The sequence below is a fragment of the Ruegeria sp. TM1040 genome, assembly GCF_000014065.1.
Taxonomy (GTDB): domain Bacteria; phylum Pseudomonadota; class Alphaproteobacteria; order Rhodobacterales; family Rhodobacteraceae; genus Epibacterium.
On record NC_008044.1, the window covers coordinates 1,732,375 to 1,754,500 of the forward strand.

General features: G+C 58.1%; 30 protein-coding genes. 13 read left to right on the plus strand and 17 right to left on the minus strand.

Features of this window, described 5'->3' with window-relative positions; all coding sequences use genetic code 11:
* From TM1040_RS12510 to TM1040_RS12560, 11 genes are all read right to left on the minus strand, one after another.
* Positions 1–1,701 carry a terminase large subunit domain-containing protein gene (locus TM1040_RS12510; protein ID WP_011538957.1) on the minus strand — a complete coding sequence of 567 codons (1,701 nt, stop codon included), beginning with the start codon at positions 1,699–1,701 and terminating at the stop codon, positions 1–3.
* Positions 1,702–1,711: 10 nt separating this feature from the next.
* Positions 1,712–2,122, minus strand: a complete 411-nt coding sequence (locus tag TM1040_RS12515) for a hypothetical protein (protein ID WP_254658819.1) — start codon at positions 2,120–2,122, stop codon at positions 1,712–1,714.
* A 175-nt stretch (positions 2,123–2,297) separates the two neighbouring features.
* A complete protein-coding gene (locus tag TM1040_RS12520; RefSeq protein WP_044026769.1) occupies positions 2,298–2,663 on the minus strand; it encodes an HNH endonuclease in 366 nt (121 codons plus the stop codon).
* 188 nt (positions 2,664–2,851) lie between these two features.
* On the minus strand, positions 2,852–3,439 hold the full coding sequence (locus TM1040_RS20315) for a transcription termination/antitermination protein NusG (RefSeq protein ID WP_166485547.1): 588 nt from the start codon (positions 3,437–3,439) through the stop codon (positions 2,852–2,854).
* A gap of 330 nt (positions 3,440–3,769) precedes the next feature.
* Positions 3,770–5,644, minus strand: a complete 1,875-nt coding sequence (locus TM1040_RS12530) for a hypothetical protein (protein WP_011538961.1) — start codon at positions 5,642–5,644, stop codon at positions 3,770–3,772.
* A gap of 29 nt (positions 5,645–5,673) precedes the next feature.
* Positions 5,674–5,955, minus strand: coding sequence for a hypothetical protein (locus TM1040_RS12535; protein WP_011538962.1), 282 nt, complete (start codon positions 5,953–5,955; stop codon positions 5,674–5,676).
* Between the two features lie 3 nt (positions 5,956–5,958).
* Entirely contained in the window at positions 5,959–6,801 is an 843-nt protein-coding gene (locus tag TM1040_RS12540) for a DUF7146 domain-containing protein (RefSeq protein ID WP_011538963.1), read from the minus strand.
* Positions 6,798–7,214, minus strand: coding sequence for a hypothetical protein (locus tag TM1040_RS19770; RefSeq protein ID WP_166485548.1), 417 nt, complete (start codon positions 7,212–7,214; stop codon positions 6,798–6,800). The genes TM1040_RS12540 and TM1040_RS19770 overlap by 4 nt, the downstream gene beginning before the upstream one ends.
* A gap of 52 nt (positions 7,215–7,266) precedes the next feature.
* Complete coding sequence (locus TM1040_RS19775; RefSeq protein ID WP_011538965.1) at positions 7,267–8,148, minus strand: ParB N-terminal domain-containing protein; 882 nt, start codon at positions 8,146–8,148, stop codon at positions 7,267–7,269.
* A complete protein-coding gene (locus tag TM1040_RS12555) occupies positions 8,145–8,423 on the minus strand; it encodes a hypothetical protein (protein ID WP_011538966.1) in 279 nt (92 codons plus the stop codon). Before TM1040_RS12555 ends, TM1040_RS19775 begins: the two co-directional genes overlap by 4 nt.
* 166 nt (positions 8,424–8,589) lie before the next feature.
* Positions 8,590–9,066 (minus strand): hypothetical protein, encoded by a 477-nt coding sequence (locus tag TM1040_RS12560; protein ID WP_011538967.1) that lies wholly within the window; start codon positions 9,064–9,066, stop codon positions 8,590–8,592.
* A 379-nt stretch (positions 9,067–9,445) separates the two neighbouring features.
* On the opposite strand from TM1040_RS12560, the gene TM1040_RS12565 reads away from it, so the two are divergent.
* The 11 genes from TM1040_RS12565 (at position 9,446) to TM1040_RS12610 (ending at position 17,275) form a co-directional block, all read left to right on the plus strand.
* Positions 9,446–9,793, plus strand: coding sequence for a helix-turn-helix domain-containing protein (locus TM1040_RS12565; protein WP_084789020.1), 348 nt, complete (start codon positions 9,446–9,448; stop codon positions 9,791–9,793).
* Between the two features lie 180 nt (positions 9,794–9,973).
* Positions 9,974–10,642, plus strand: a complete 669-nt coding sequence (locus TM1040_RS12570) for an XRE family transcriptional regulator (protein ID WP_044026771.1) — start codon at positions 9,974–9,976, stop codon at positions 10,640–10,642.
* A gap of 816 nt (positions 10,643–11,458) precedes the next feature.
* Positions 11,459–11,716: a hypothetical protein gene (locus TM1040_RS12575; protein ID WP_044026772.1), complete on the plus strand. Its 258-nt coding sequence runs from the start codon at positions 11,459–11,461 to the stop codon at positions 11,714–11,716.
* Positions 11,713–12,015 (plus strand): hypothetical protein, encoded by a 303-nt coding sequence (locus tag TM1040_RS12580; protein WP_011538971.1) that lies wholly within the window; start codon positions 11,713–11,715, stop codon positions 12,013–12,015. The genes TM1040_RS12575 and TM1040_RS12580 overlap by 4 nt, the downstream gene beginning before the upstream one ends.
* A gap of 123 nt (positions 12,016–12,138) precedes the next feature.
* Positions 12,139–12,327 carry a hypothetical protein gene (locus TM1040_RS20320; RefSeq protein WP_166485549.1) on the plus strand — a complete coding sequence of 63 codons (189 nt, stop codon included), beginning with the start codon at positions 12,139–12,141 and terminating at the stop codon, positions 12,325–12,327.
* Positions 12,324–13,028, plus strand: a complete 705-nt coding sequence (locus tag TM1040_RS12585; RefSeq protein ID WP_011538972.1) for a hypothetical protein — start codon at positions 12,324–12,326, stop codon at positions 13,026–13,028. Before TM1040_RS20320 ends, TM1040_RS12585 begins: the two co-directional genes overlap by 4 nt.
* A 191-nt stretch (positions 13,029–13,219) precedes the next feature.
* Positions 13,220–13,576, plus strand: a complete 357-nt coding sequence (locus TM1040_RS12590) for a hypothetical protein (protein WP_011538973.1) — start codon at positions 13,220–13,222, stop codon at positions 13,574–13,576.
* Positions 13,573–15,444 (plus strand): ParB/RepB/Spo0J family partition protein, encoded by a 1,872-nt coding sequence (locus tag TM1040_RS12595; RefSeq protein WP_011538974.1) that lies wholly within the window; start codon positions 13,573–13,575, stop codon positions 15,442–15,444. The genes TM1040_RS12590 and TM1040_RS12595 overlap by 4 nt, the downstream gene beginning before the upstream one ends.
* Positions 15,441–15,800: a hypothetical protein gene (locus tag TM1040_RS12600; protein ID WP_193339796.1), complete on the plus strand. Its 360-nt coding sequence runs from the start codon at positions 15,441–15,443 to the stop codon at positions 15,798–15,800. The genes TM1040_RS12595 and TM1040_RS12600 overlap by 4 nt, the downstream gene beginning before the upstream one ends.
* Before the next feature lies 1 nt (position 15,801).
* A complete protein-coding gene (locus TM1040_RS12605; RefSeq protein WP_011538975.1) occupies positions 15,802–16,053 on the plus strand; it encodes a hypothetical protein in 252 nt (83 codons plus the stop codon).
* Entirely contained in the window at positions 16,043–17,275 is a 1,233-nt protein-coding gene (locus TM1040_RS12610; protein ID WP_011538976.1) for a hypothetical protein, read from the plus strand. The genes TM1040_RS12605 and TM1040_RS12610 overlap by 11 nt, the downstream gene beginning before the upstream one ends.
* Positions 17,276–17,996: 721 nt before the next feature.
* Here TM1040_RS12610 and TM1040_RS12620 read toward each other — a convergent pair.
* Complete coding sequence (locus tag TM1040_RS12620) at positions 17,997–18,638, minus strand: recombinase family protein (RefSeq protein WP_011538977.1); 642 nt, start codon at positions 18,636–18,638, stop codon at positions 17,997–17,999.
* A gap of 131 nt (positions 18,639–18,769) precedes the next feature.
* Between TM1040_RS12620 and TM1040_RS12625 the strand changes: the two genes are divergently transcribed.
* Positions 18,770–19,285, plus strand: coding sequence for a hypothetical protein (locus TM1040_RS12625; protein WP_011538978.1), 516 nt, complete (start codon positions 18,770–18,772; stop codon positions 19,283–19,285).
* On the opposite strand, the gene TM1040_RS20325 is transcribed toward TM1040_RS12625, so the two are convergent.
* Complete coding sequence (locus TM1040_RS20325) at positions 19,264–19,671, minus strand: hypothetical protein (protein ID WP_166485550.1); 408 nt, start codon at positions 19,669–19,671, stop codon at positions 19,264–19,266. The two genes, TM1040_RS12625 and TM1040_RS20325, sit on opposite strands and share 22 nt — an antisense overlap.
* 140 nt (positions 19,672–19,811) lie before the next feature.
* On the opposite strand from TM1040_RS20325, the gene TM1040_RS12635 reads away from it, so the two are divergent.
* Positions 19,812–20,093: a hypothetical protein gene (locus TM1040_RS12635; RefSeq protein WP_044026776.1), complete on the plus strand. Its 282-nt coding sequence runs from the start codon at positions 19,812–19,814 to the stop codon at positions 20,091–20,093.
* A gap of 99 nt (positions 20,094–20,192) precedes the next feature.
* Here TM1040_RS12635 and TM1040_RS12640 read toward each other — a convergent pair whose 3' ends face one another.
* The 4 genes from TM1040_RS12640 to TM1040_RS12655 are packed head-to-tail and all read right to left on the minus strand — an operon-like array spanning position 20,193 to position 22,126.
* Positions 20,193–20,591, minus strand: coding sequence for a hypothetical protein (locus TM1040_RS12640; protein ID WP_011538981.1), 399 nt, complete (start codon positions 20,589–20,591; stop codon positions 20,193–20,195).
* Positions 20,588–21,397 (minus strand): glycoside hydrolase family 108 protein, encoded by an 810-nt coding sequence (locus tag TM1040_RS12645; RefSeq protein WP_011538982.1) that lies wholly within the window; start codon positions 21,395–21,397, stop codon positions 20,588–20,590. The genes TM1040_RS12640 and TM1040_RS12645 overlap by 4 nt, the downstream gene beginning before the upstream one ends.
* A gap of 1 nt (position 21,398) precedes the next feature.
* Positions 21,399–21,833: a hypothetical protein gene (locus TM1040_RS12650; RefSeq protein ID WP_011538983.1), complete on the minus strand. Its 435-nt coding sequence runs from the start codon at positions 21,831–21,833 to the stop codon at positions 21,399–21,401.
* Positions 21,830–22,126 carry a hypothetical protein gene (locus TM1040_RS12655; RefSeq protein WP_011538169.1) on the minus strand — a complete coding sequence of 99 codons (297 nt, stop codon included), beginning with the start codon at positions 22,124–22,126 and terminating at the stop codon, positions 21,830–21,832. Before TM1040_RS12655 ends, TM1040_RS12650 begins: the two co-directional genes overlap by 4 nt.

Genomic DNA, 22,126 nt, shown 5'->3' on the forward strand with positions numbered 1-22,126 from the left:
TCACATCCCGTTGTAAACGAAGGTCTTGGACCCCGCCGCAACCGGATTGCGGCTCATCAAGGTAAAGGCGTTCATGCCGGCAATCAGGGGGTCGATCTTGGCCCGCCCCGCGGCCTCTTTGGTCATCCGCACGGCAGAACCGCGCTGTTCAACCTTGGCGTTGCCAAGCACCCACTCCATCATCGGTTGCCCGCTGTGCAACAGCGTGCCGTCTTTCAGCTTCCGCTCCATGCCCCAGATCGCCGGTGACAAGCGCCAGTCTTGACCGATGTTGCGTAGCTGATCTTCCGCGACACCGATCGACATCAATTCTTCGAGGATCGCGTAGACCTGCACCGTATCCAGCCCGATTGCGGCCTCCTCCGGCAGCAACTGCGCCTCGAGAAGTTTGCCAACAATCCGCGCTGCGCCCTCGATATCTCCCGTTGGCTCGTCCTCACCCAGTAGAATAAGATCGCCAGCCTTGGCGAAATCACCCAGACGCGACGCAATCTCCTTACGCACCCGCAGCACTTCTGGATGCGCCCAGGCGTGGAACCACATCAACCAATTTTTGGTCTCGATCTCGCGCCCGACCACGGCCAGCCCAAACAGGTCATCCAGACCGCCGCCGTCTAGCCCAACAACCGCTACGTCAGACCGGGCAATCAACTCATCAAGGCCGAACGTCTGCGGCCCTGCTTTCTTCCAATAGTGCGCGCCGGTCCATCCGCCACCGAGGCCGACGCCGATTTCGACGTTGAAGTGCTGAGAGGCCAACAGCTGCAGCTCTTTCGGCCCTTTTTCACGCGCCTTGACCAGCTGGTCCTGCAGGAAGGCCGGATCGACAGATCGGCCGAGGTGCGGATTGACCAGCGCCCAAGTCTCTTGCTTCTGCCAGCTTTTGGCCAGCTTTTTGGGCAACTCATAGAGCACGGCCAACATCGGCGACTGCAACCGCCCGTCCCGCACGGCACGCGCGGTCTCGAGCTCAGCCTTGAACACGCCGGCGGGCTGTTCCTTTGATTGGGTAGTGATCTGCATCACAAACCCTTCAGGCCGGGATGCCAATGCCCCCCGCAGTTCGAGAAAAACTCCGTCCGCCTTGCTCTTGCGGGCAAACTCGTGGGTTTCGTCAATCATCGTATAGGTGGCCTTGCCACCGGTGATGACGTCCCCATCAGCGGCCTTTACCGAGATCTCCGCCTTGCTGACCAGATGCGTGATCATCCGGGCGTGATCTTGAATATGGAACCGCTTGTCCAGCTCCGGATCGGCCCGGATGATCCCCTTGATCTGTTTGAAGGAGATCTTGGCGATCGTCATCGTAGGGGCGATCAGCAGCAGCTCCGCTTCAGGCCGTTCATTCATGATGCAGGCGGTCAGGATGATCGCCGCCGCGATCGCCGACTTCCCGTTCTTCTTTGGGATCAGCAGGAAAAATTCCCGCAGCATCCGCCGTTTCTTGACTGGGTCGTAGCTGCCGAAGATGGCACGCACCAGATCAAAGACCCACTGATCGCTGACCTCGCCGTAGGTAGGTTGCCCGATAAGATCGGGAACCCGAAGCCGTTTGAAGATCCGCAGCGCCCGCTCAGCTGGCTCGTCCCACAACGGAAGATCCGGGATCAGCGATTGCCGATTGAGGATCCGCTCTTCCCAGTCCGGAACCGCCGTGGACCAAGCCGCCCGCTCAGCAGGATCAATGAACGCATCGAGCATGGATCAAACCTCAGTTCGGGCGAAATCCGGGCAGATCGAGATCCGCGCCCCATTCGCTATCCTCAGCGCTTTCATGCGCCGCCTGTCGCGCGGCCTCTTTCTTACCGAGCTTTGTTTCTCGATCGGGCTTCGCAGCATCCTTGCTCGACTGAGCATCATCGAGGCGTCGGCTGGCCCCCATCAGGTCGTTCTTTTCCAGCATCTGCATCAAAAGCCGCTCGGCCCCGATGTTGCCTGCCTCGGCCGCCGCCCAGGTCCGCTCGAACCGCCGCGCCTCGAGCCGATCTCGCATTTTGTTCCGCTCACCGAGCTCGGATCTAAAATACCGCTTTAGCGTCGGCTCCGAGATCGCATTGCCCGTGCGCGGATCCACGATGCAGGAGGCAATTCGACCATTCGACCAGCCCAAGCCAAGTAACATACTGACTTTACGTGCATTTTCCTCAGTCCTTTGGAACTTGGGACGTCCCCGCTTTCCTTTGGTGGAAAAGACAGGGTTCCCAAAGAGGTCAAAGGCGTCGGGATTTTCATTCTCGGCCAAAAAAATTCTCCACATGAGATAGGCGCCGGTTTGGGTATTCCGCCCCCTGGAGGGATCAGCCCCCCCCTATGCCCCCGGCGATCCGCTCGGCGGCCTCAGTGCGCTGTTTCTCCCTGTCGTGGCAGGGTTTGCACAGGCACTGCAGGTTATTGAGATCCCAGAACAGATCTGGATCCCCATTGTGGCGACGAACGTGATCACCGATGAGCTTCGATGTGTCAGCCTCAATCGCCCCACACATCTGGCAGGTGAAGAGATCACGCTCGAAGCACTGCATCCGCAGCCTGCTCCAGCGTGCCGTGCTGTACCATTTCCGCCATGCATGTTGCTGTCGGCGCGTCGTGTCAAAGTCGGTCTTCAGGGCCGCAATGCGCGGTTTCAATCCCTGAAGTCTTGGCTCCAGTCTCTTCAGCTTAGGCATCAGCGCCTCGAACTATGATAGAGAAAGCCCGGCAGCGATGATCGCTCCGGGCACATTACAGGCGGGTCACTCTGAGCGTTTTTAACCAGAGTCCGCCGCCCACCTTCCGGGGCGCTGCCGCGTATCGCGCGGGGACCTGCCGGAATGGGGCTATGGTTGGGGACGTTAGTCGCGGCTCTTAGTCCCAGTCAAGTGTTTCGCTGAATCGCAACAAGGTCATCTACCGATGTCGTCGTTAGCACCTCGCGCCCAAAGAGCTTGAAACTTACCTTGGCGCCATTGTCCGCGAGAACCTGGACTACTTCGCAATGGTGCCCGACGAAAGCGCCCGATTTGAACAGCGCAGCGTCACCACGTTGGATCGACTGGCGACGTCGACGCATACGCTCCTCTGCACGACGCGCCCGATCGGCGTCTTCATCAACCCGACGCATAGCATGAAGCGAACGCAGGTCGTTCGGGAGGATTACGCCCCACGCGCCATCTGCACGCGTGAGCGCGCCCTGTATGAACGGGCAAGACAGAACCTCATGCGGCTTAGCTTCGCCGGGAAAGCGAGCGAACACATAGCCCGGCAGGTAACGACGATGGTATTCACGCGCCTTTCCAGCTCTCGTAGTACGGCGCGTAGTGACCGGGTGAAAGCCATAGACACCACGTCGACGAAGCCATGCCTCAGCCTGATCTTCCTTCTGCGGTAGCACAAACAGTGCATGCCACCGTACCGCACCAGGCATACACAGGACGCTGCCTGCCACTGCCGAACGACCTGTCATGTTCACCCTCATCATCATTTTCACTGCCCTTTTTCGCCCGTTACGCTTTGACTTAAGTGTAACGCCACCGTAACGGCCTGCGTAACTCACCCAAGTCTCTGTTTATTAATGTCTTTTTGTTATCAGATAGATTTGAGTTCCGGCGTTACGATGAATATGTGCACACCGTTCGCGCGCCTGCCCGTCAGGGAGGCTCTCCCTGCAGCGTAACGCCGTAACCGCACTGAATTTTTTCATATATTCTGAATTATTTTCAATGCATTGCCTCCGTTACTTAAGGCGTTACGTTTGCGTTACGCTCGAGCTCAAACGTAACGCCCATCCAACCTATCAGATGCCATCCTCCCCCTCGTTCGAGGCGGTTTCTTTGATATAGCCGGGGAGGAAACGCGCGGGCACAACGAGGCCCCTCTTGGGCCTACCATCAACTCTGACTGGCTTTGGCGCAGGAGCCACCTCAGGCATAGTATCCAGCGCTGCGCGGTGCCCACCGCCACGCCACCGCGTGTTCGCGAGCGCCTTGTTCAGCTGCGGGTTCTCACCGTTTGCCACGAAGAGGTCGCGCTGCCCGCGCTCGCCCGGCATGACCCTCAGCCCCAATCGAGCGAGGAGCTTGTTCTGGTATTCGCCCGACTTCACGTCCTGGAACTCCTGGATGGTCTGGATCAACTCGCTAACCGAAATCATGCCACCGTGATCCTTGTGGATCATCGCTCCGAAGATCCACGTCAGCAGGCGCTCACCTTCGCCCTCCTCCTCAGCCTCGCGGGTTTCCTCGACAAGCGGGAGTGCCATGGCCAGAGCGCGCTCCATGCGCTTAGGATCGGCCTGATTTGTCTCAGGGTCCACCAGCGGCCTCTCGAACAGCATCAGGTCCCAGCCGGCAAGCAATGCGCCTACCGTGTCTCCTGCACGTGCCTGGGCGCCGAGGCTCTGCACAAGGCTGTTGTAAACCCGAAACGTGCTATCCCAACGCTGGGACGCTAGGCTTAGCATGCGCCTCCAAACCCGGGGGCCAAGCTCCTTTGCCCTTCGTTCCAACTTGTCGAGCTCGACCGCGTCATGCGCCGGATCTGAAGACTTCTCTCTAACCTTCAGAGGAACAACGACAAACCGGGATCTGTCCTGTGGCGTCATCGATCCTGGAATGATCGAGCCCAGAAGGCCCGCTCCGTAGATCTCAAAGCGAATGCCAGTATGGTCAGAGGTCCCTCGCTCCACCCGCGCGCCATGCGCATCGGACATCAGACGAAACAGAGCGATTACATCTTCGATGTCGCCGGTCCCGGTGCCCTCGGCCTCATCAAAGATCCGCGCAATCGCCATCCGGTTGGTTGTCTGCCTGATCGAGGCCGATGACCCGCTGCTCTTCACACCTGTCGACATCCCACCTAGCAGCGAAGATATCACCTCGAGCAACGTTGTTTTACCGGCACCAGAACGCCCACGGATCCACATATGGCTGCGCCATCGGGGGTACTGGCCTAGTGCCGCCTGACCAATCCAACCTATCACCAGATCCACGGCATCTGGAGACACCCAGTTCCACCCATCGCGAAGCGCCATCCGGATGATGTTCATCTCTTCTGCAGTGGCCGCGACCCCATCCGGGAGGCCCAGCGTCGGCACTGCGGGATAGAGGTCACTACCGATCATGCGCCCGACAACCTCTTCTTCCGATGAGGTCTCGACCGTTTCGCCGAGGTGGACAACCGGATGCACAGATCCGCCACGCCAAGTCCCGAAATGGCGGACCGGTTTCGATGGATCATAAAGCGGCATTTCGGCACAGGCCTGCATGAGCTTGTCAGCCGCATTTGCAGGGTTGAAATCTGTATCCTTGCGCGCGTCCGGCGGAGCGATATCTTTCAGGTGCCGTTTCGGCGTTGTGCTGCCAGCCAGCAATGACACCAGATTGGCACGCTGACTCAAAGCGCCTGCGGTCAAATCGATTCTCTCACCGCGGGCATTGAGGAAATAGTACTTTCCCGCAGACATACCGAGCGGCTGCACGGGGAATCCTTCTGGCAAGATCGATGACGGCTTGCCGCTGCCCTGCTTACCACCACGCCCCGCCCTACCCGCTCCAGCGCCCGATTTTCCAATTGGTCCTCTCGGTTTCTGAGGTGGCGGACCATCATCCATCGGAGCGATCACTTCTTCATTTTCGAAATCCGCTTGCAGCGCATCGCTATCCTGCGTCATGCCTGCCCTCCTTTCCTGCAATTGGCCCGTTAGGACTCTTTTGATTGACTAAACTCGTGCGCGAGCGTCGCTGCCCGAAACAGCGACAGGCACCATTCCTCCAGCTCACGCGCGAGCCCATCGTCGCCATCGCTGCCGGCCGTGACTGCGCGCTGACCGGACACGCCGGCCTTCCACGCGAGCCAACGCGACATTGCCGCCAGCTCGCTGGCATCAAGATCTGGACGCCGTGAGGCGTAGAATTCCTCTGCAGTCTCGCTGATATGTTCGGCCTGTCTGGCATCATCGGGACACAGGAATTCGATCTGCATGGGTTACACTCCACCCTTCGCAGCGGAGCCGATCCGCACGATCGACGCCCGTAAGCCGGGGCGAACGTGCATCGAGCGCTTCAGACCACTTTCGAGCTTCTGCCGAGTGCCAGTCCTGTCATCTTCCTGAAGGAACACGAGGCGCTTCACCCAATGCGGCGCGACGAATGAGGTATCATCTGACAGATCAGGCAGGCCCGAGTATCGAACACCCTTCTGCCGCTGCATCTTGCCGGACATCACCTTGAGATCCACAACAGCCCAATAGGCCGCATCCTCTAGCCCGGATGGGCGTGACGCATAGGCGCGCAGGGCCGCTTCCAGGCTACGTGCTACTACCAGAGCCGTGGCTGCCTCTGGCCAAACCAGCGGCAGGAATCCCCCTTTACAGGATCCGCGCACGATCTCTGCAGGCATATGGTCCCCGTCCATTTGAATGCTTGCGCGCCCATGCGGCGGCTTTGGATCAACCCAAATTTGGTTGACGCCAAGCAGCTGGCCTGCCTCAGAGAAGATCCCGCCGAGGACACAAGGCCCGCGATGTAGCTCATGGTATAGGCCTCCGGATTTCTTCATGTACGGATGGTCAAGCACGAACCGGAGATTTGCAGGAATTTCATCCAACTGGATGCCCTGCGAGGCAAGATAGGCAGCAACGACGCCGCGCGATCCGGGGATTGACTTACGCCACAGGCTGCGCGCATCGGCCACCGCCTGGCGGCGATACGGGTCGTTCAGCGTTCCTGCGACCACCGACTGCGATCGCGGCCGATCCGAAATCGGGATGACCGGCGTGATCGTGTCGAATGGATCTCCTGTGTCCACTAGATCAAACCCATCTTTCACGGTTTCACCTTATAGAAAGTTCCGGCCGGATCGGCCCTTTCCAAAAACTTGCGCCGATCCGCATCCGCCATGACTTCCCAGAAGGCGACGAACAGACGCTTCCGAGCCGCCTCGGACAGCTGCGTGCGTTCCAGACGGCGGATGCCCGCAGCGACATACGCCTCCAGTTCAGCAGGGTGTGCGATATCGGCCCAAAACCTTGCGTCGCCGCGCAGATCACCGAACACATCAAGCTCCGGCATGCCTGCGCCGGCACCATCCAGCCAGGACACCAAGAGGGTCGCAACCTTACGGACATCCTCAGGCTGCACCGCCTTTAGCAGCACGCACAGCTCCACGAGCAGAGATCCTCGACGCTCACTCTGGGACTCCTCCGGTTTGCCCTCACAGCATTTGGCGTCCTGCACATTCAACGGACCGCCCTCAGCATGGGGCGATTTGCGTTTCCACCGAAACCACCCGCGATCATCCCTCATCTCCCTCAGAAGGAAGATATGAGCCAATCTCGCCGCTGCGCGCCGATTGGCGCAGGAGAGCCTTGAACGATTTTGCCGCGAGCGCGTAGTCAGACCATTTCGCAAACTCAGGTCTCTCGCGCATCACGCCGATCCGGTCCCGTACACTGACCAGATTTGCTTTCGACACGAAGGCCTCGAGGTTCAGCTCACACATCTCAGGTTCATCCCAGAGGGTGGCAAACCAGGGCCGCAGAATACGGGCTTGATACAGCTGCGGATCCTCGGCGCATGCGGATCCGGATAATGCCCGCAATGCCCGCGTCACGATCGATGCACCATTCTTTTGTGACGTGTATCCCCGCACCAGCCCGATGGCATAGATCTCACGGGCCTCGCGGTTGCGAGCAGACTTATTGTACGGCATGAGCCGGCAGCCGCTGGCGCTCACAGCGGCATCAGCGATCCGCGCCGATGTATCACCCGCCGCAAGCCCAGCTTTGAACAGATGGAACGCCGAGACATTGGTCCGAGCCGAATTGATCGCCGCGAAACAGGATGCCTGCTCAGGCGGCGCAATATTCGCGACCATTGCCGGAACGCGTACCAGCCCCCTCATGGCGGCAGCATGCACGCGGTGCTGACCATCGATGATCGCAAACCTATCACAGCCCTCGCCGCTGGGGGCAACAGTGATCGGAGTAAACTTGGACCAATCGAACTTGATCGCTATTTTTCGGATAACACTCCAGTTCTTTGCCCCAAGCGGACGCTGGTAGAGGTCATTCACGACAAGATCGGAGATCTCTAACCAGCGCAATTCCGGCTCGGATACGGGCGCTTTCACCTGGACCGGTGGCTGTTCTGATACATCGATTGGTCGAAGTGTCATGCGTCATCTCCATCTGTCGAAAGATCTGCTTCAAGCTCATCGAAGCGATGCGCCAAACGGCGCAGTTGCGTCCCCATCCCGCGCTGCACGAATCCGGTGAACATCGGGCGCATAAACTTGGCTTCGGTCGCCTCACCCGCGATGAGGGCAAAAGTCTTTCCGTTCTCAGGATGATCACAGAGCTCAAACAGGATATGCCCGACGCGGAACTTTTCCCGATCAAAGGTCTTGGGATCCGGATGCCGCGAACGGCTGCGTGAGCTATGTGCGCTCATGCGACTGCCCCCTGAAAAAGGGGCGCGTAATTGCATTCGCCATCACGCGCCCAGGTTCCGCAGGGAGGAGTTGTGGGGGCTGCATGCAGGTCACCTGCCCCTCCATCGGTGGTGTCCTCGGCAAGGAGCTCGCCGACACCTGCTGCATTAACTTCCGAGCGATAGGTCACTGCACATCCCCCGCAATCGATCGACGGATTGACGCCACGCCAGCATTCAATTCGTTGAGCATCGCATCATAGGCGGCGATGGCCCGGCCACTCTGCTCGTGTACATCCGCAGCTTCTTTCCGGGCGCGCTGGATGGTTTCGCGGCTGGGCTTCTGTTCGGCACGAGCGACCGCTTCAACCATCTCGGTGCTTTCGCGCAGCATCTCGAGGTGATGCGCAAGGATCTCCTCGGCGCCGGTCGCGTCCTCGCATTCCCGGTTCAAGAGGTTCACGAAGGATCGATCCCCCGTGGCCTTGGTCAGTGCCAGCACACAGAGAAAGCTGATATCGAGGTGCCCGTTTTGCACCTTTGACAGGGTTCCGGCCGCGATCCCCTCTCCAGTCTCCGCTTCGATCGCGGCACAGGCCGCCGGGATGCCGCCTGCCCGCTTGATCAGCGCCTTGGCCATATGTGCAGAAAGCTTCTTATCCATCGGAAACTCTTATTCCTTGGGGTTTTGGGGTTCCGCGCCGAAACTGACGGCATGGAAAGCTGTGATACTCAACGATCAGGAGCCTGCGTGTACTCTTGCGATGTCCTCGAAATCGACCTTCAATCCTCGCCGTCTGGCGCTGTTCATAATCCGAAGGTGGTACTTCGCGGGAATACTCCCTCTTGCCGCCCAACGCTGCACGACGATCGGCTGCACATCAGCATCCTTGGCCAACTCTCCGCGAGACGGCCATCGATCAATCAATTCGGCGACGCTCGAAACTCTTCCATCCATGACTTGATGTAGCCCCTATCGTGTATGGCACGAAACATAATGACCATTTCGGTCATTCGTCAACTGTCCTTTTTGGTGATTGAAAATGAACAGCTTGGTCACGATAACAAGTGTCATGAGCGCCAACCGCAGTCAGACAACCGGAAAGACAAGCTTTTCCAACGAGATGCGCCCCGAGCGGATCGGCTATCGTCTGGGACTACTCAGGCGCGCACTCGGCCTTCAGCCAGCTGAGATTGCAGACCTACTAGGGATTGAGCGCACCTATTGGTCGCGCACAGAAGGCGGAAAGCGCGCTGCATCAAAAGAACTTGCTGCGCTACTGGTTGAGCGCTTCGGAGTTACGATGGACTTCGTGATTTTGGGTCAATGGGGCGGCCTTCCCTTGGACCTCGCCACTAAAATGCGAAACATCGAAAACCAAGACTCCTGAAAATAAAACTCATCAACTGTCCTACCCGTAACCACCGCCAAGCGAGACGCGAAGAAAAGCTTGGGGTTTGAAATCCAGTAAATCACTCAGATTTCCCTCAAAATACAACCATAGCACGATAGAAGCACTACGCGCTCTGCCTATGTCAAAATCAATCTTAGCTCATTGAAAATATTCAACATGCCAGAGAAAAGTCATCAGAGGTATGTGACTTGGCTAGAGCGCCGGGTTACCGAGCACTGCTATACCCATCAAGTGAGTCTCAATGACGCTTCGAAGAGAACCGGGAACAGCAGAAGCTTTCTGTCCAGCCTCTTCAAACGGCAAAGCGACATAGGGATCGGCCGATTTTTCAGAATATGTGAGGCACTGTCAATCAAACCCGACGCTCAGCTCCTCGATATCGCCGAAGGCAACGCCCCCTCCATCGATGAGGTAACGGATCTTGTAGCCCTCCGAACAAACAGCCCACTACCTACAACAATTCTTGATTTTATAGTCATCTACGCAGTTCCCGAGCCTGACGACACTACCCTCTCACTCCTACACCTCGGTGAAAAAAGCCTCGCAGCACGCGTATTGCCGATCCAATCGAACGACATGCTTCAAAGGGCGGTGGATAATTTTCCCGCCGCCGATCGCAAGAAGCTTGTCACTTCTTACCAACTCGCTGGGAAAGGTACCTGCCTTATTTCGATTGAAACCCTTGCAACACACGTGCACGGCCAGCCCGAAGTAAACGAACTCATGTATAAGCGCCTGCTATTCCCGGTCAAAGATTTCAATGGCAAACCAGCCGTCGGCGTCTATGCAATACCAGCGTCTAGTCGCGCCAACTCCAGCACTTGATCACGCCGCGAGAAGCAGCAAGCCTCGTGACTACCCCTGCCTTCTGGGAAGGGCTGAGACCAAACCTGAGCCTGCGGAATGCAGGACATCAAGCCCAATTGAAACCCAAAGCCACGACGCAAATCCCGATCCTTTAAAAACGCATAGAAGGTCTGAACACGAAAACTGAGTGCAGCGTGATAAAGCACCACTCGCCCAAAATCCTCTAACACCCTCAATTCCCGAAGTTTGGGATGAAAATAGAGGTCCCCAAAATATGCCAACTCTCCACCAAGACTGAGGTCAACAAGAGGCGACACCGAAGAAATCACATCAGCGCCATCATCGCGCGGATACTGCCTCTTTAGACTGCGCCTCCAGTAACTTGATATCGGCTCCCCATTCAGTACCTCCCTCTTTACACCTGCAGCCCCCATGACGTCGCCCTCGAGAGCCAATGACACCCAAAAGCATGAATCACGGGTGAAATCGTTCCATGCAAACGATAGCGATGGAGTTAGGTATGGCTTCCCTACAGCCTCAAGTCGCCGAGCGGCATCCTCAAAATCGTGAGTAACAGCTAATTCACACCCCCTGGAGCGCAACCGATCCATCCTGGCATTAATCGCCGAAACCAAGCTAAACACATGCTCAGTCATTAAATTTTCCGCCTCTCCGTCAATACTTGCCCTTATACAGCATCGCATTGAGTCTGACACTCGCAGGATACTGTGAGACCATACTGGACTCTCATTATGACCTTTTTGGTCATTTTTGTTATTGACGATGACCATATTGGTCACTAGCCTCGCGTCCATACAGACGGAGAGCAGCAACATGAATGACCTCACAAAGAGTGCATTTCGCATCCTCAGCACCCCCGAGGACCACAGTGAAACTCCCGAAGTGTTTCAAACCGCTTGGGCAGAACTGAAAGCGCAACGCGGTCAGGACATGCGCACCTCAAACCTTCCCGGCTCTCTGCACGATGTTCGCCCCTCTCGCAGCATCATTGAGACCGTCAGAGAGATCGCGCACCGCAAGGGGTACAAACTCGCACGACCCCGCCCTGTGCCGGGAGATCGCCGCGCATGACGCCGTGCCCTATCGCCACTTTCGCCCGCACGCTATTGGCGCTGCCAGCCAATGAACGGCGTGACAGCTTTGCCACCGCCGTGATCGAGGCAGGCGGCACCTACCCGATCGATCTGGCAGCGTGCACGCCATTTGAGGTGCAGCTCGCAGGCTATTCCGCTCTCGCACACAGCGAGGATGCCGCAATCTGCGCCTGGGCGGAGGAGGTGCTCAAGAATGCCGATCTGGTCGAGGATGATGGGTTTCTTACCATACACCCCCGACTGCAGCAGGGGCCTGTGCCCGCAGGTCCCTGCTGAGGCAGCCCGGCCGGGAGCGTTCGAGCAGGCTCCCGGCCAACCATTCCAGTTATGTCCGGGCGCGGCACGCAAATTCCATCACTCACGCGAAACCGAGCCGCGCCCAGAAGTCAGGAGACTCTCATGGCAGAGGAAAGAGTAATCGCCGCCTATGAAGCGGCCACCGAAACCGGATGGGCTATTGTCGATGCCAGAGGTTGCACCCGGCCCGCCAACGCCGAAGAAGCCCAGCGGTTTCACCAAGTGCCAAGTTTTCAAGAACTTGCAGCTGCCCGCCGCCTGTACCCGGGCTCAAAAGGAGCATCCAGATGAATTTTGACTTCGATCTTCCTGCAAAGGCACTTTTTCGCGCGATGCCGATTTGCCGTGAAAACACCCGCTTCAATATTGATGGCGTGCTGATCGATCCAGACCCGAATGGCGGCGCCTGGCTTGTCGCTACCGATGGTAAAGGCATGCTTGTCCAGTATGATCCTGACACGAAGGTTCCTGAAAAATGCGTTGTGAAGGTGAGTGCCGCGTGGCTGACTGAGACCCGCTTCGATTACGACATGAGCTTAATCGGCGATCTCAACGATATTCACTGGTGCGATACGCGTCTTGAGTTTTCAAAAGACACGATGACGGCGATGAGCAGCGACTTCGACATCGCTCACTGCCTAGCCGAGGCGGGGCCTGATGTATTCTGCCAGATCCGATACAACCCGATTTCCTTTCCCGATTGGCGCAAGGCTCTGGATACGTCCGCCAATACGTCCGAACTTGCACGCCCAGTGGAACGCCAGACCGCGCTCGATACCGGATACCTCACGGATTTGATTGGATGGTCTCGTGGGTTTCAGGTCAACCCCGCCCCAGCTGGACACGCGAGACTGATCTCTTTCGTGGGCGAGCCCAATACCTTTGCCGTACTGATGCCAATGGTCGCGGATGCGACGGATCCGCTGCCGCCGCTCCTGGAACGGGCCGGGCGCGCGGACCTGATCCAAGGCCCCCAGCGCGCGGCCGAATAGGACTGCCGGATTCCCGGCTCAGAGGTGGAGAGGGACCAGCTGCGGGGGGACGACCACACAAACGTCAAAGGTCCGCAGCCTGTGTCAAGGAACAGGCCACCACGTGCGAACCGTGGGCTGTAAATCTGAGAGAGTGAGCGGGCGCTCTTTAAATACCCCCGACCAATTCAGTCGCACTTCAGGAGGCTACTTTGGTCGAGTTCATTGGGAAACAATACGTAAGCGACGACGGCGCGGAGACGCTGGCCGATTTGCGCGTCGGTTCTACGCTGAAGCCGCAAGGGACTGCCCCTATTTCGATGCTTGCCCGTGTGCCCAGCGATGAATGTGGTTGCCCGGAAGAGCTATGGCGCCTCGACGGCATCGACCTCCTTTTCCACTTCGAGGAAGACGGCCAGAGCGAGGCCCTCCTCTTCGCCGGCGACTGGGAAATGGAAACCACCCTTCAGGCACGATCCCTCGATGATCTGCGCGCCAAATCCTTTCAGTGGTTCGCGGATGTGATGGATTTCGCGGCCGAGCCCGAAACATCTGGAGCCTCTTCATGACCAAGCACAGCCCTCTGAACCATCCCGACGCCCCGCTGCAATACCTCCCGTTGTCCGAGCTTTACTTGCACGACATGAACCCGCGCCAGGACACGCCTGACGACGACGTCGCAGCGATGGCGGATTCAATCACCGTGAACGGTCTCTTGCAGAACCTTCTGGGCTATCGCGACCCCGCAAACTCCGGCGTCGGCATTGTTGCGGGTGGCCGTCGCCTGCGCGGGTTGATCCACCTAGGCAAGAACGGCGCGCAGATGCTGGACAGCAAAGCACCTGACCTGTCGGCCATTCCCGTTCAGGTCACCGATGATGCGTTCCTCGCCCGGGCATGGGCCGGCACGGAATCCGCAACGCAAAAACCCTTACACCCGGCGGATGAGATCCGGGCTTATGCTGCATTGGCGGATCAGGGAAACTCGGCCGAGATGATCGCGCGCACATTTGCCCAGACCGTGCGGCACGTGAAGGGGCGCCTCGCCTTGGCCCACCTTTGCACAGCGACGATCGAGGCACTGCGCCGGGGCGACATCACGCTTGATGTTGCCAAGGCCCTCACCCTCGCCCGTGATCCAGAGCAGGAGCTGGAAGTCCTGCAAGGCGCGCTCGACGGCAAAAGACAGGAGTGGTGGGTCAAGCAGCAACTGACCGACAGCAAAGTTCGCGCGAGCAATTACAAGGCTGCGTATGTCGGTCGGGACGGCTATGTCGCCGCCGGCGGGCGCATGCGCGATGACCTATTCGATGATGAATCCTATCTCGAGGATCCGGATATCCTGGACGCCCTCTTCGAAAAGAAACTTGCCGACATCGCCGAGGGTATCAAGGTGCAATTCGGCTGGAACTGGGTCAAACCACACTCGGAGTCTCACATCCCATATTCACTCACGTCAAACCTGACGCAGGTGGCTGGGAAAAAGACGCCACTGTCAATGAAAGAGCAGAACGAACAGGCCGAGCTGCAGGACAAGGAATTCCGCGAGACGCTGACACCTGCAGAGGCGAAGCGCCTGAATGAGTTAGAGTCAAAGGCGAAGCCCTTCTGGGAAGAAGCGACTCGCGCGAAATGCGGAATATACGTCTATGTCGATCACCGCGGAAAACTGTGCATTGACGGCGCGTACAAGGATCAAAAGAGCACCAAGAAAAACACCAGACCTGGTGATGCCGGCGCGGAAACCGACATTCCAAGCCCAAAGCTGACGCAGGCCGGCGTCGAAGATCTTCGCAGGATCCAGCTATTGGCCTTGCAGACAGCCACCTTGGGCAAGACAGAGCTGGTTCTGGATCTCTTCGCGTGGCAGCTCGAATGCGGCTACGCGACCTACAGTGGCCTGTTCAATATCTCCCTGACCGATCCGCAGATCGAACCTGAGGCGGAAGGCGCATGGACCGTAGACGACGCGCTTTCCGATGGCAGCAATCAGCGGGAGCTCGGGAGAACGCAGGGCAACTATGCCGAAAGCTTCAAGACCTTCCAAGCCAAGGGCAAAAAGCACCGCAACACGGTGCTGACCCGTCACCTGATCCGGACAATCAACGGCCAAACCGTTAACGCGCTTGGAACGTCCCTCTTGGCCCCAATGGTCGAACCTGACATCCGTTCGGTCTGGACACCGGACGCCCCCACCTACTTCAGCCGGATCAGCAAGGCAGCGCTCGAAAGCCTCTGGCAGGATCTGGTGCTAGAGGGTCGACCCGAAGCCGACGCCGCAGACTTCAATGCCATGAGGAAGTCCGATAAGATTGAGAACCTGCATCGCTTGTTCAATGACGCTGACTTTCGCAAAGCTCTTCAGCTGGGGCCCGAGGCCGAGCATCGGATTGCGACCTGGCTGCCCCCGGAGATGGAAACCGAGGCCGCACAATGAACGCTCTCGATCGCATAATAGCTGAACGCCAGCGGCAGATCTCTGTCGAAGGCTGGAACCAGGCTCATGACGACGCCCACACCGGTGGAGAACTTGCGACTGCAGCCTTTTTGTATCTTAGCCACGGCACCGTTCACGACACCGTGTTGCGTGCCGATGGGGCCCCGAAGGGTTGGCCATGGGAACGCGATTGGTGGAAACCCCGGGATCGCCTGCGCAACCTTGAGCGTGCCGGCGCTCTGTTTCTGGCTGAGATCGAGCGCAGGAAGCGAGCGAGCCTCCCGGCACAATCGATCGAGCATGCTCTGTCGATCACTCTCAACAGGCTGGAAGACGTGTTGAAACAGGAGGGTTGAGATGCCTGTACAGCAGCTATTCGTTAAAGAGGCGGACATCGCCAAGATGCTAGGCCATGACGTCAAATGGCTGCGCTCAAACAGCGATACACTCGAGCGTCAGTACGGCTTTCCCAAGATTGATCCTGCCATTGGCATGCGTCATCGTGAGGCAGTTGAGGAATGGGCGCGAGAACGCAACACAAGAACTGCGGCAGCGCGCTCCGGGCGGTTGACGGAAAGCAACCATACGGAGAACACCGATGCGTTTTAGAGACTCGCTCTGGGACGACAGTGAACCGGCTTACGCGCCGTTCCTGAAGTACCGAAAAGACAGGGACCGCTATTTCTGGCGGCCCACCAGTAAATATCTCGATGCGGGGTACAGCATCAAAACCTATGATCTTGGGGGATCGCAAGGCGACGGGCTTGATCTAGAGCGCGCCGCTCAGTGCCGTGCCCTAACTCGAGAAATGCTTCAATGGTTCGATGGGGAGAAGCAGGGCCGCAAGCCAGGAACATGGGGATGGTTGATTGCTCGCTATCTTTCGGACGAGTTCAGCTCGTATCATGACGTTCTGCCGCAAACCCAGGACAAGTATCGTCAGATGATGGGATACATCGAGCAAGCCATCGGGAATGTCCTGATCGAAGAAACCGACTTCGAGCGCATGATGCGGTGGAAAAAAGCGATGCAAGACAAGGGCCGTTCCACTCACTACATCAAAAAGTGGTTCACCCACTGGAGGCTGGTTGTCTCTCACGGGATCAAGATCGGGGACGATCACTGCTCCAAGATCAAAGCCATCCGTGAGGAGGTCCGGATCCAGAACCCTCCCCGTCGGTCAACTTACGCGACCCGAGAACAGATCGAGGCAATTGTTGCGCAAGCAGATCGTATGGGGCGCCCGTACCTATCGCTAGCGATCTTGATGCGGTTCGAGTTCATCCTGCGCGGCGTCGACGTTCACGGCCAATGGGTGAAGGCAAAAGACCAGCAAGGAGGCGTTCGCGACGGTGGACAAATCTGGGTCGACGGCCTGACATGGGATATGTTCGACCGGGACCTGACCTCCTTCACCAAAGTGATCAGCAAAACCCGCAAAAGCCTGACAGAGCCATACACCTTCAGCCTGAAGCACACCCCAGAAATCCGAGAACGCCTTTTGGCAATCCCCAAGGATCAGCGCACCGGCCCGGTAATCAAACTGAGCTCCGGGAAGCCGCCCAAAAACGGTGTCATTTCGCGAAGCTTCAAAGAGGTTCTCCGGCAGGTCAATCAAGCTCGCAAGCGCTCCGACCTCGAGCCCTTCCCTGATGAGCTACAGATCCGGGACACGCGAGCCGGCGGCATCACCGAAGCCATGTCTCTGGTCGACCCTACAACCCTCCAGCACGCTGCTCAGCACACCCAGGGCGCCACTACCGCGATCTACACCCGCGATCGCTCAGGATCGGCAAACAACGTTGTCAAGATTCGAGCAAATCGCGGCTGAGAACGCAACGTGTACCAACTCGTGTACCGGAAGTGTACCAAGCTAATCTCACACTGATCTTCAATTTGGAAAAAGTCTATTCTCTTCATGGTGGTACGGGCGGCGGGATTCGAACCCGCACGGCTTACGCCTGGGGATTTTAAGTTCTATTTGAACCATCTAAAATCAAAGCCTTACCCAAATTCACTCACACGGACATTTCGAAAACAAAGCAAGAATGTGTGAGTCGGGCTTTGTAGGTCAATTCTGACCACTCGCACGAAAGACGACGCGCGCGCCGTGCTGGAGCGTTACCTCCAAATCTCGCGAGGTACTTGCAACCGTTCGCCGGTAAACCACTTCGGCGACCGCAAAGCTCTCGAAGTGCTCATCTGAGACAATTCGATCCTTAGCGTCTCTGATTACCACGCGGTGATCGACGTGAATTTTCCCCACTACTCGCTCCTTCAAGAACTCGGCTCGAACCGGCCGCACATTGGGTCGCCGCCATCAAAGGCTGGCTGGACCCACCTCATACCGACAGCTGCCGCAGTAGCCTCATGTTCGATTACACAGAGACATAATTCTTCGAGGTCAAAACCTTTTTCAGCCACACTATGACGGAGCAGATCCTCGTCGTTGATTACGACAGATCCAAGCGCGGCTCGGACGTCTCCGACCGTCTCCAGGCATTTATCCCCTAGCCAAGCCGTCACGCACATAGACTCGCTCCTTTTCTGGATCACTCTCCAACGATATCCGGGGCGCGGTGGCCCGCGTCCCATTCCTTCTGCCAGGCGTAGTATGCCGCCCGGCTGATCGTCGGCCCATCGAGTTCCTTCATCGCCTTCCAGACCGTGTTGCCGCGCTCACCAGCGGCAAGCATTTCCTCTGCCTTGGCAACCCGCTCCGGCGTCATAGCCTTTGGTCGGCCACCCACGTCGCCGCGCTCTTTCGCCCGCTCGATCCCGGCCTTGGTGCGCTCCACGATCAGGTCTCGCTCCAGTTCGGCGAAGACGGCCAGAAGGTGGATCATAGCCTTGCCCATAGGGCCCGTGGTGTCGATCCGCTCCGTCAGGCTGACGAAGGTAACGCCGCGGTCTGACAGCAGCTTGAGCGTATCCAGCACGCCGCCAAGGGTCCGCCCAAGGCGGTCCAGCTTCCAGACGACCAGCTCCGTCCCTTCATATTGGGCATACCTCAGCGCCCTCATGAACTGGGGTCGCTTCATGGTGCCGCCGCTGGCCCGGTCCACAAAGATCAATTCCTCTGGGACGCCGTACCGCTTCAGCTCATGGATCTGCATATCCGGGTTTTGGTCGGCAGTGGAGACGCGAGCGTATCCGATCTTGCGTGTCGGCTGGTTCTCGGATTCGGACGCCACTTTCTTACTACCTCGCGTAAAATTTTCACGCCTAATCTGGACTAACTATCTAGACAGGTCAACTGCAGCGCGATACAGTCCAGAAACATAGTCTTGTTACCAGTTCCGCGCCGCCTGAAAAGGAGCCTTAAATGCCAAGATCAGAGATTTGCAAAAACTGCTGCCCGAATGGCGGAGCCCTCTTTGACCTGAAGTACGGAGAGTTCGAAGACTTCGACACGGGCGAAGTCATGGCCGAGCCAGGCTACCGGAAAATTTGCAGGAACTGCGGGTACGCAAAGAAGGTTCGCAAACGGAAGCCTCGCCCGACCATCGACCAGATCTGCCAAATGCAAAGCCCGGAAGGCTTGCGCAATTGCAAGGATCTGGGCCGCTTCCACTACTTTGCAGAGGCGGGAGTGTGGAAGAAGCTGCAAAGCGTTTGCGACCGATACGCAGAGCTTGCGCGGGAAAGAGGCATCACCAAGTATCCTCTTTTCCTGCACTGGCGATACAACCGTCACGATGCTGAAGCCCTTTACAAGGAAATCAGCAAGTCAAGGTCCAATGCGAGGCAGGTGCGGATCCGCATCAGCCAACTGCAGGACCTTTTGGAGCGCGCTGAGGTGGCGCTCAAGAATGACTTTCAGATGAAGGCCGCAGCGTGATGAGCAGTGCCGCCCACGATGCCGTCGAATCCCAGGCGACCATGAAGCGCAGGAAGAAACATAGGCGCGAGAAAGTTTGGTTCATGAAAGGCGCAGCCTGGGCGGTCGATAGGTCTTACCACCTGCCGATCACTGACGAAGGCATGCGGCACTTCATGTGGGGAGCCGACTGCGTGAGAGAGGGCAGAATGGCGATCAACGACATCAGCTCTTTTCACCAGCATATCGAAGCGCTCCAGTCCGGCCATATCCCCGCTTAACCCAATCATGAAATCCGTTGCACTAGCAGGACCAACCCAATGAAACCTGATCACGTCCAAAATAAAGCGGTTAAACCGTCCTGGCGGCAGCTGTGGCGCGAGATCCGGTGCTGCATCGTCGGGCACCAGTTCTATGTGCCGCGCGGCGGCGGCTATCCCGGCATGCCACAGTCCCACTGCTACCGTTGCGGTGCGCCTTGCTCCTACGGGTACAAGGGCACCGATTGGGTAGACCCCAAGAAATCCTAAAAACCCCCGGAGGCCACATGACACCAGCAGAACGCTTTGAAAAATTGAGCGACGATTACCCGATGCCGTGGCAACTCGTCTGCCAGTATGTCGCTGGGGACTACATCCCGGAGCGCATCCTGGACCGTGATGGAAACAAGGTCATGGATTGCAAATGGGGAGCGGCCACAGAGGCCGGGAAGCACCTCTACGCTTGCCTTGTGGAGGCGTCGCATGACCGCGTGAAATTCGGCAATCCGTGGAACTGTATGGACGCCAACCAAATCCGCGCGCTGACCGCGAAATTTGAACACTCCTGAAATCCCCCCTCTGTGCATCAGCGCACGATCAAGAGCGGATCAAGAAACGAAAAAGCCCCGGCATTCACCGGGGCTCTCGTCTTTGAGGTTGTGCCAGATTCACCGAAGCGACTTAAGCGCTCCGACACCTGTGCCGACATAGAATAGCCAACGGATCATATCCCCGGCCCACTCCTGCATTTGCGGGGTTGGCAGATCTGCGACAGACCAGGTGAAGCCGAAGATGCTGTCGAGAATGACTGCGTTCCACCATGCGGCCAAGGGTACGAGGAAGAGCGCAGCGAACAGCCAGAACCACGGAAAGGCAAGCTTGGCGCGATTGTAGTCGGCCATGACCTGGGCTTCTTTCACGGCCTCACGGGCCAGCTCTACAGTCGTTTGGCTTCTGAGCTTCTCGCGGTCATTTTGCAGCTCCGCGCGGCGCTCCAAATGGCTGATGGCTTTGTCCACCATACCGCCGAACCCCATGCGCATGAGGAATGCGATCAAGCCCGTCATGCCGCAGCCTCCTGCGACCGCAGGAAGTACAGAGCGACGGTCACAGCGGCAATCAGCAGCGCAGCGGCCACGGCATAGGCAACAGGGCCTTGAAGCTGTGTGAGGGCGATTGCGCCGCCACCCAAAGCGCCGCCATTGGTCCACCCCTTGCCAGACGTGATTAGCTCCTTGACCGTGGCAGACAGGCTCCGTTCACCGTCTTCGGCGCGGGCTCCCGAACCATCCTCGCGATAGGACGGCGCGTGAATGACGGCAAGTTCGCGATGGAGGTAGACAGCGCGATCGATCACGCCGGTGTCGCGCGCCTGAACGCCGAGGCTTTCCCCCATCACCCGGCGTGTCCAGCCGCGGCCAAACGTGCCCCAGTGGCGCAGCTTCTTCAGCCAGGAGAACCGAGCCTGACAGATAGACTGGATCAACCCTTCGACGTCCGCGCGGTCTACGGCTTCCATGGTGTTCACGCCGACAATCCCATCAGCCTTGACGCCCAGCTGGCGCTGCATGAACTTCACTGCGCGCGAAACACCGCTATTTACCGCGAAGTCAAAGACGCAGTAGTCCAAGCCCCCGGGAAGCTCATCGCCACCCACCTTGTCCCAGTATTGGCTGCGATAGATCGCCTTCACCTCTTCCATGGTGATCAGTTTGACGCTGCGAGATGAGAGCTGACGACGACGCAGATCGGCATCATATGTGCGCTGAGTGACGCCCATATTCGTGGCTCCCCCCGGATCCTTGGGATGGTTCACATAACCGCCTTCATGGGCCAGAACCCAATCAAGGCTTCGGTCGAAGTTCTTCTGCATTCTAGCCTCCGCTGATCGTGAATGTGTTGCTGGTGCGCCTGATCTCGCGCGCCCTGCCCTGTGTCGGATGGATGCGCCAGAGAGTGTTCACACGGTATTCCCCCGGTGGCAGGTGAAGCGGATCCGCCCACGTCCACCAGCAAAGATCGAGCTTGTCCGGAAGCTGGTTTTCCGGCCGATAGTCATTGGCGCCCTGAAAGGTGCGATAGGTGGCCCAGCCATAGGAGGCGCGCCCCATGATGGTAACGGTCCAGGCGGCCTTGAATGGCCGGTTGATCTCGCGATCAAACTGCATTTCCGGACACTCACCGGATGAAGCGTCGGCAACGCGCACTTCCCCAGCCTGAAACCACCAGCTCGCGGGTAGCGCACTGGTCATAAGGCTCAGCGCAAGCACGGCGCCCCAAGCCCCGACGATAAACTTGCCCCACGTCATTTCTTGTTCCCCCGCAGAAGTCGGACGGCATCCTCAATGCCGAGGGAAAGGATCTGTCGGGCGATATGCTCACCGGTCAGCGCGATCAGGGCGCAAACTGCGTAGGTGTAGACCTCGCCATCAAGCTCCAGCCAATCCATAAGCGGCTCAGTGAACACCAGAGCGCAGCAGATCGCTGACGCGGTGGTGGTGATAGCCCCGAAAAGGGTTATTTGGGGCGAGGCGCGCAGCTTCAGCAGAATTGCCGCCGCCATAGCCAACCAGAATTCAATCGCAAACAGCAGGTCTTTCAC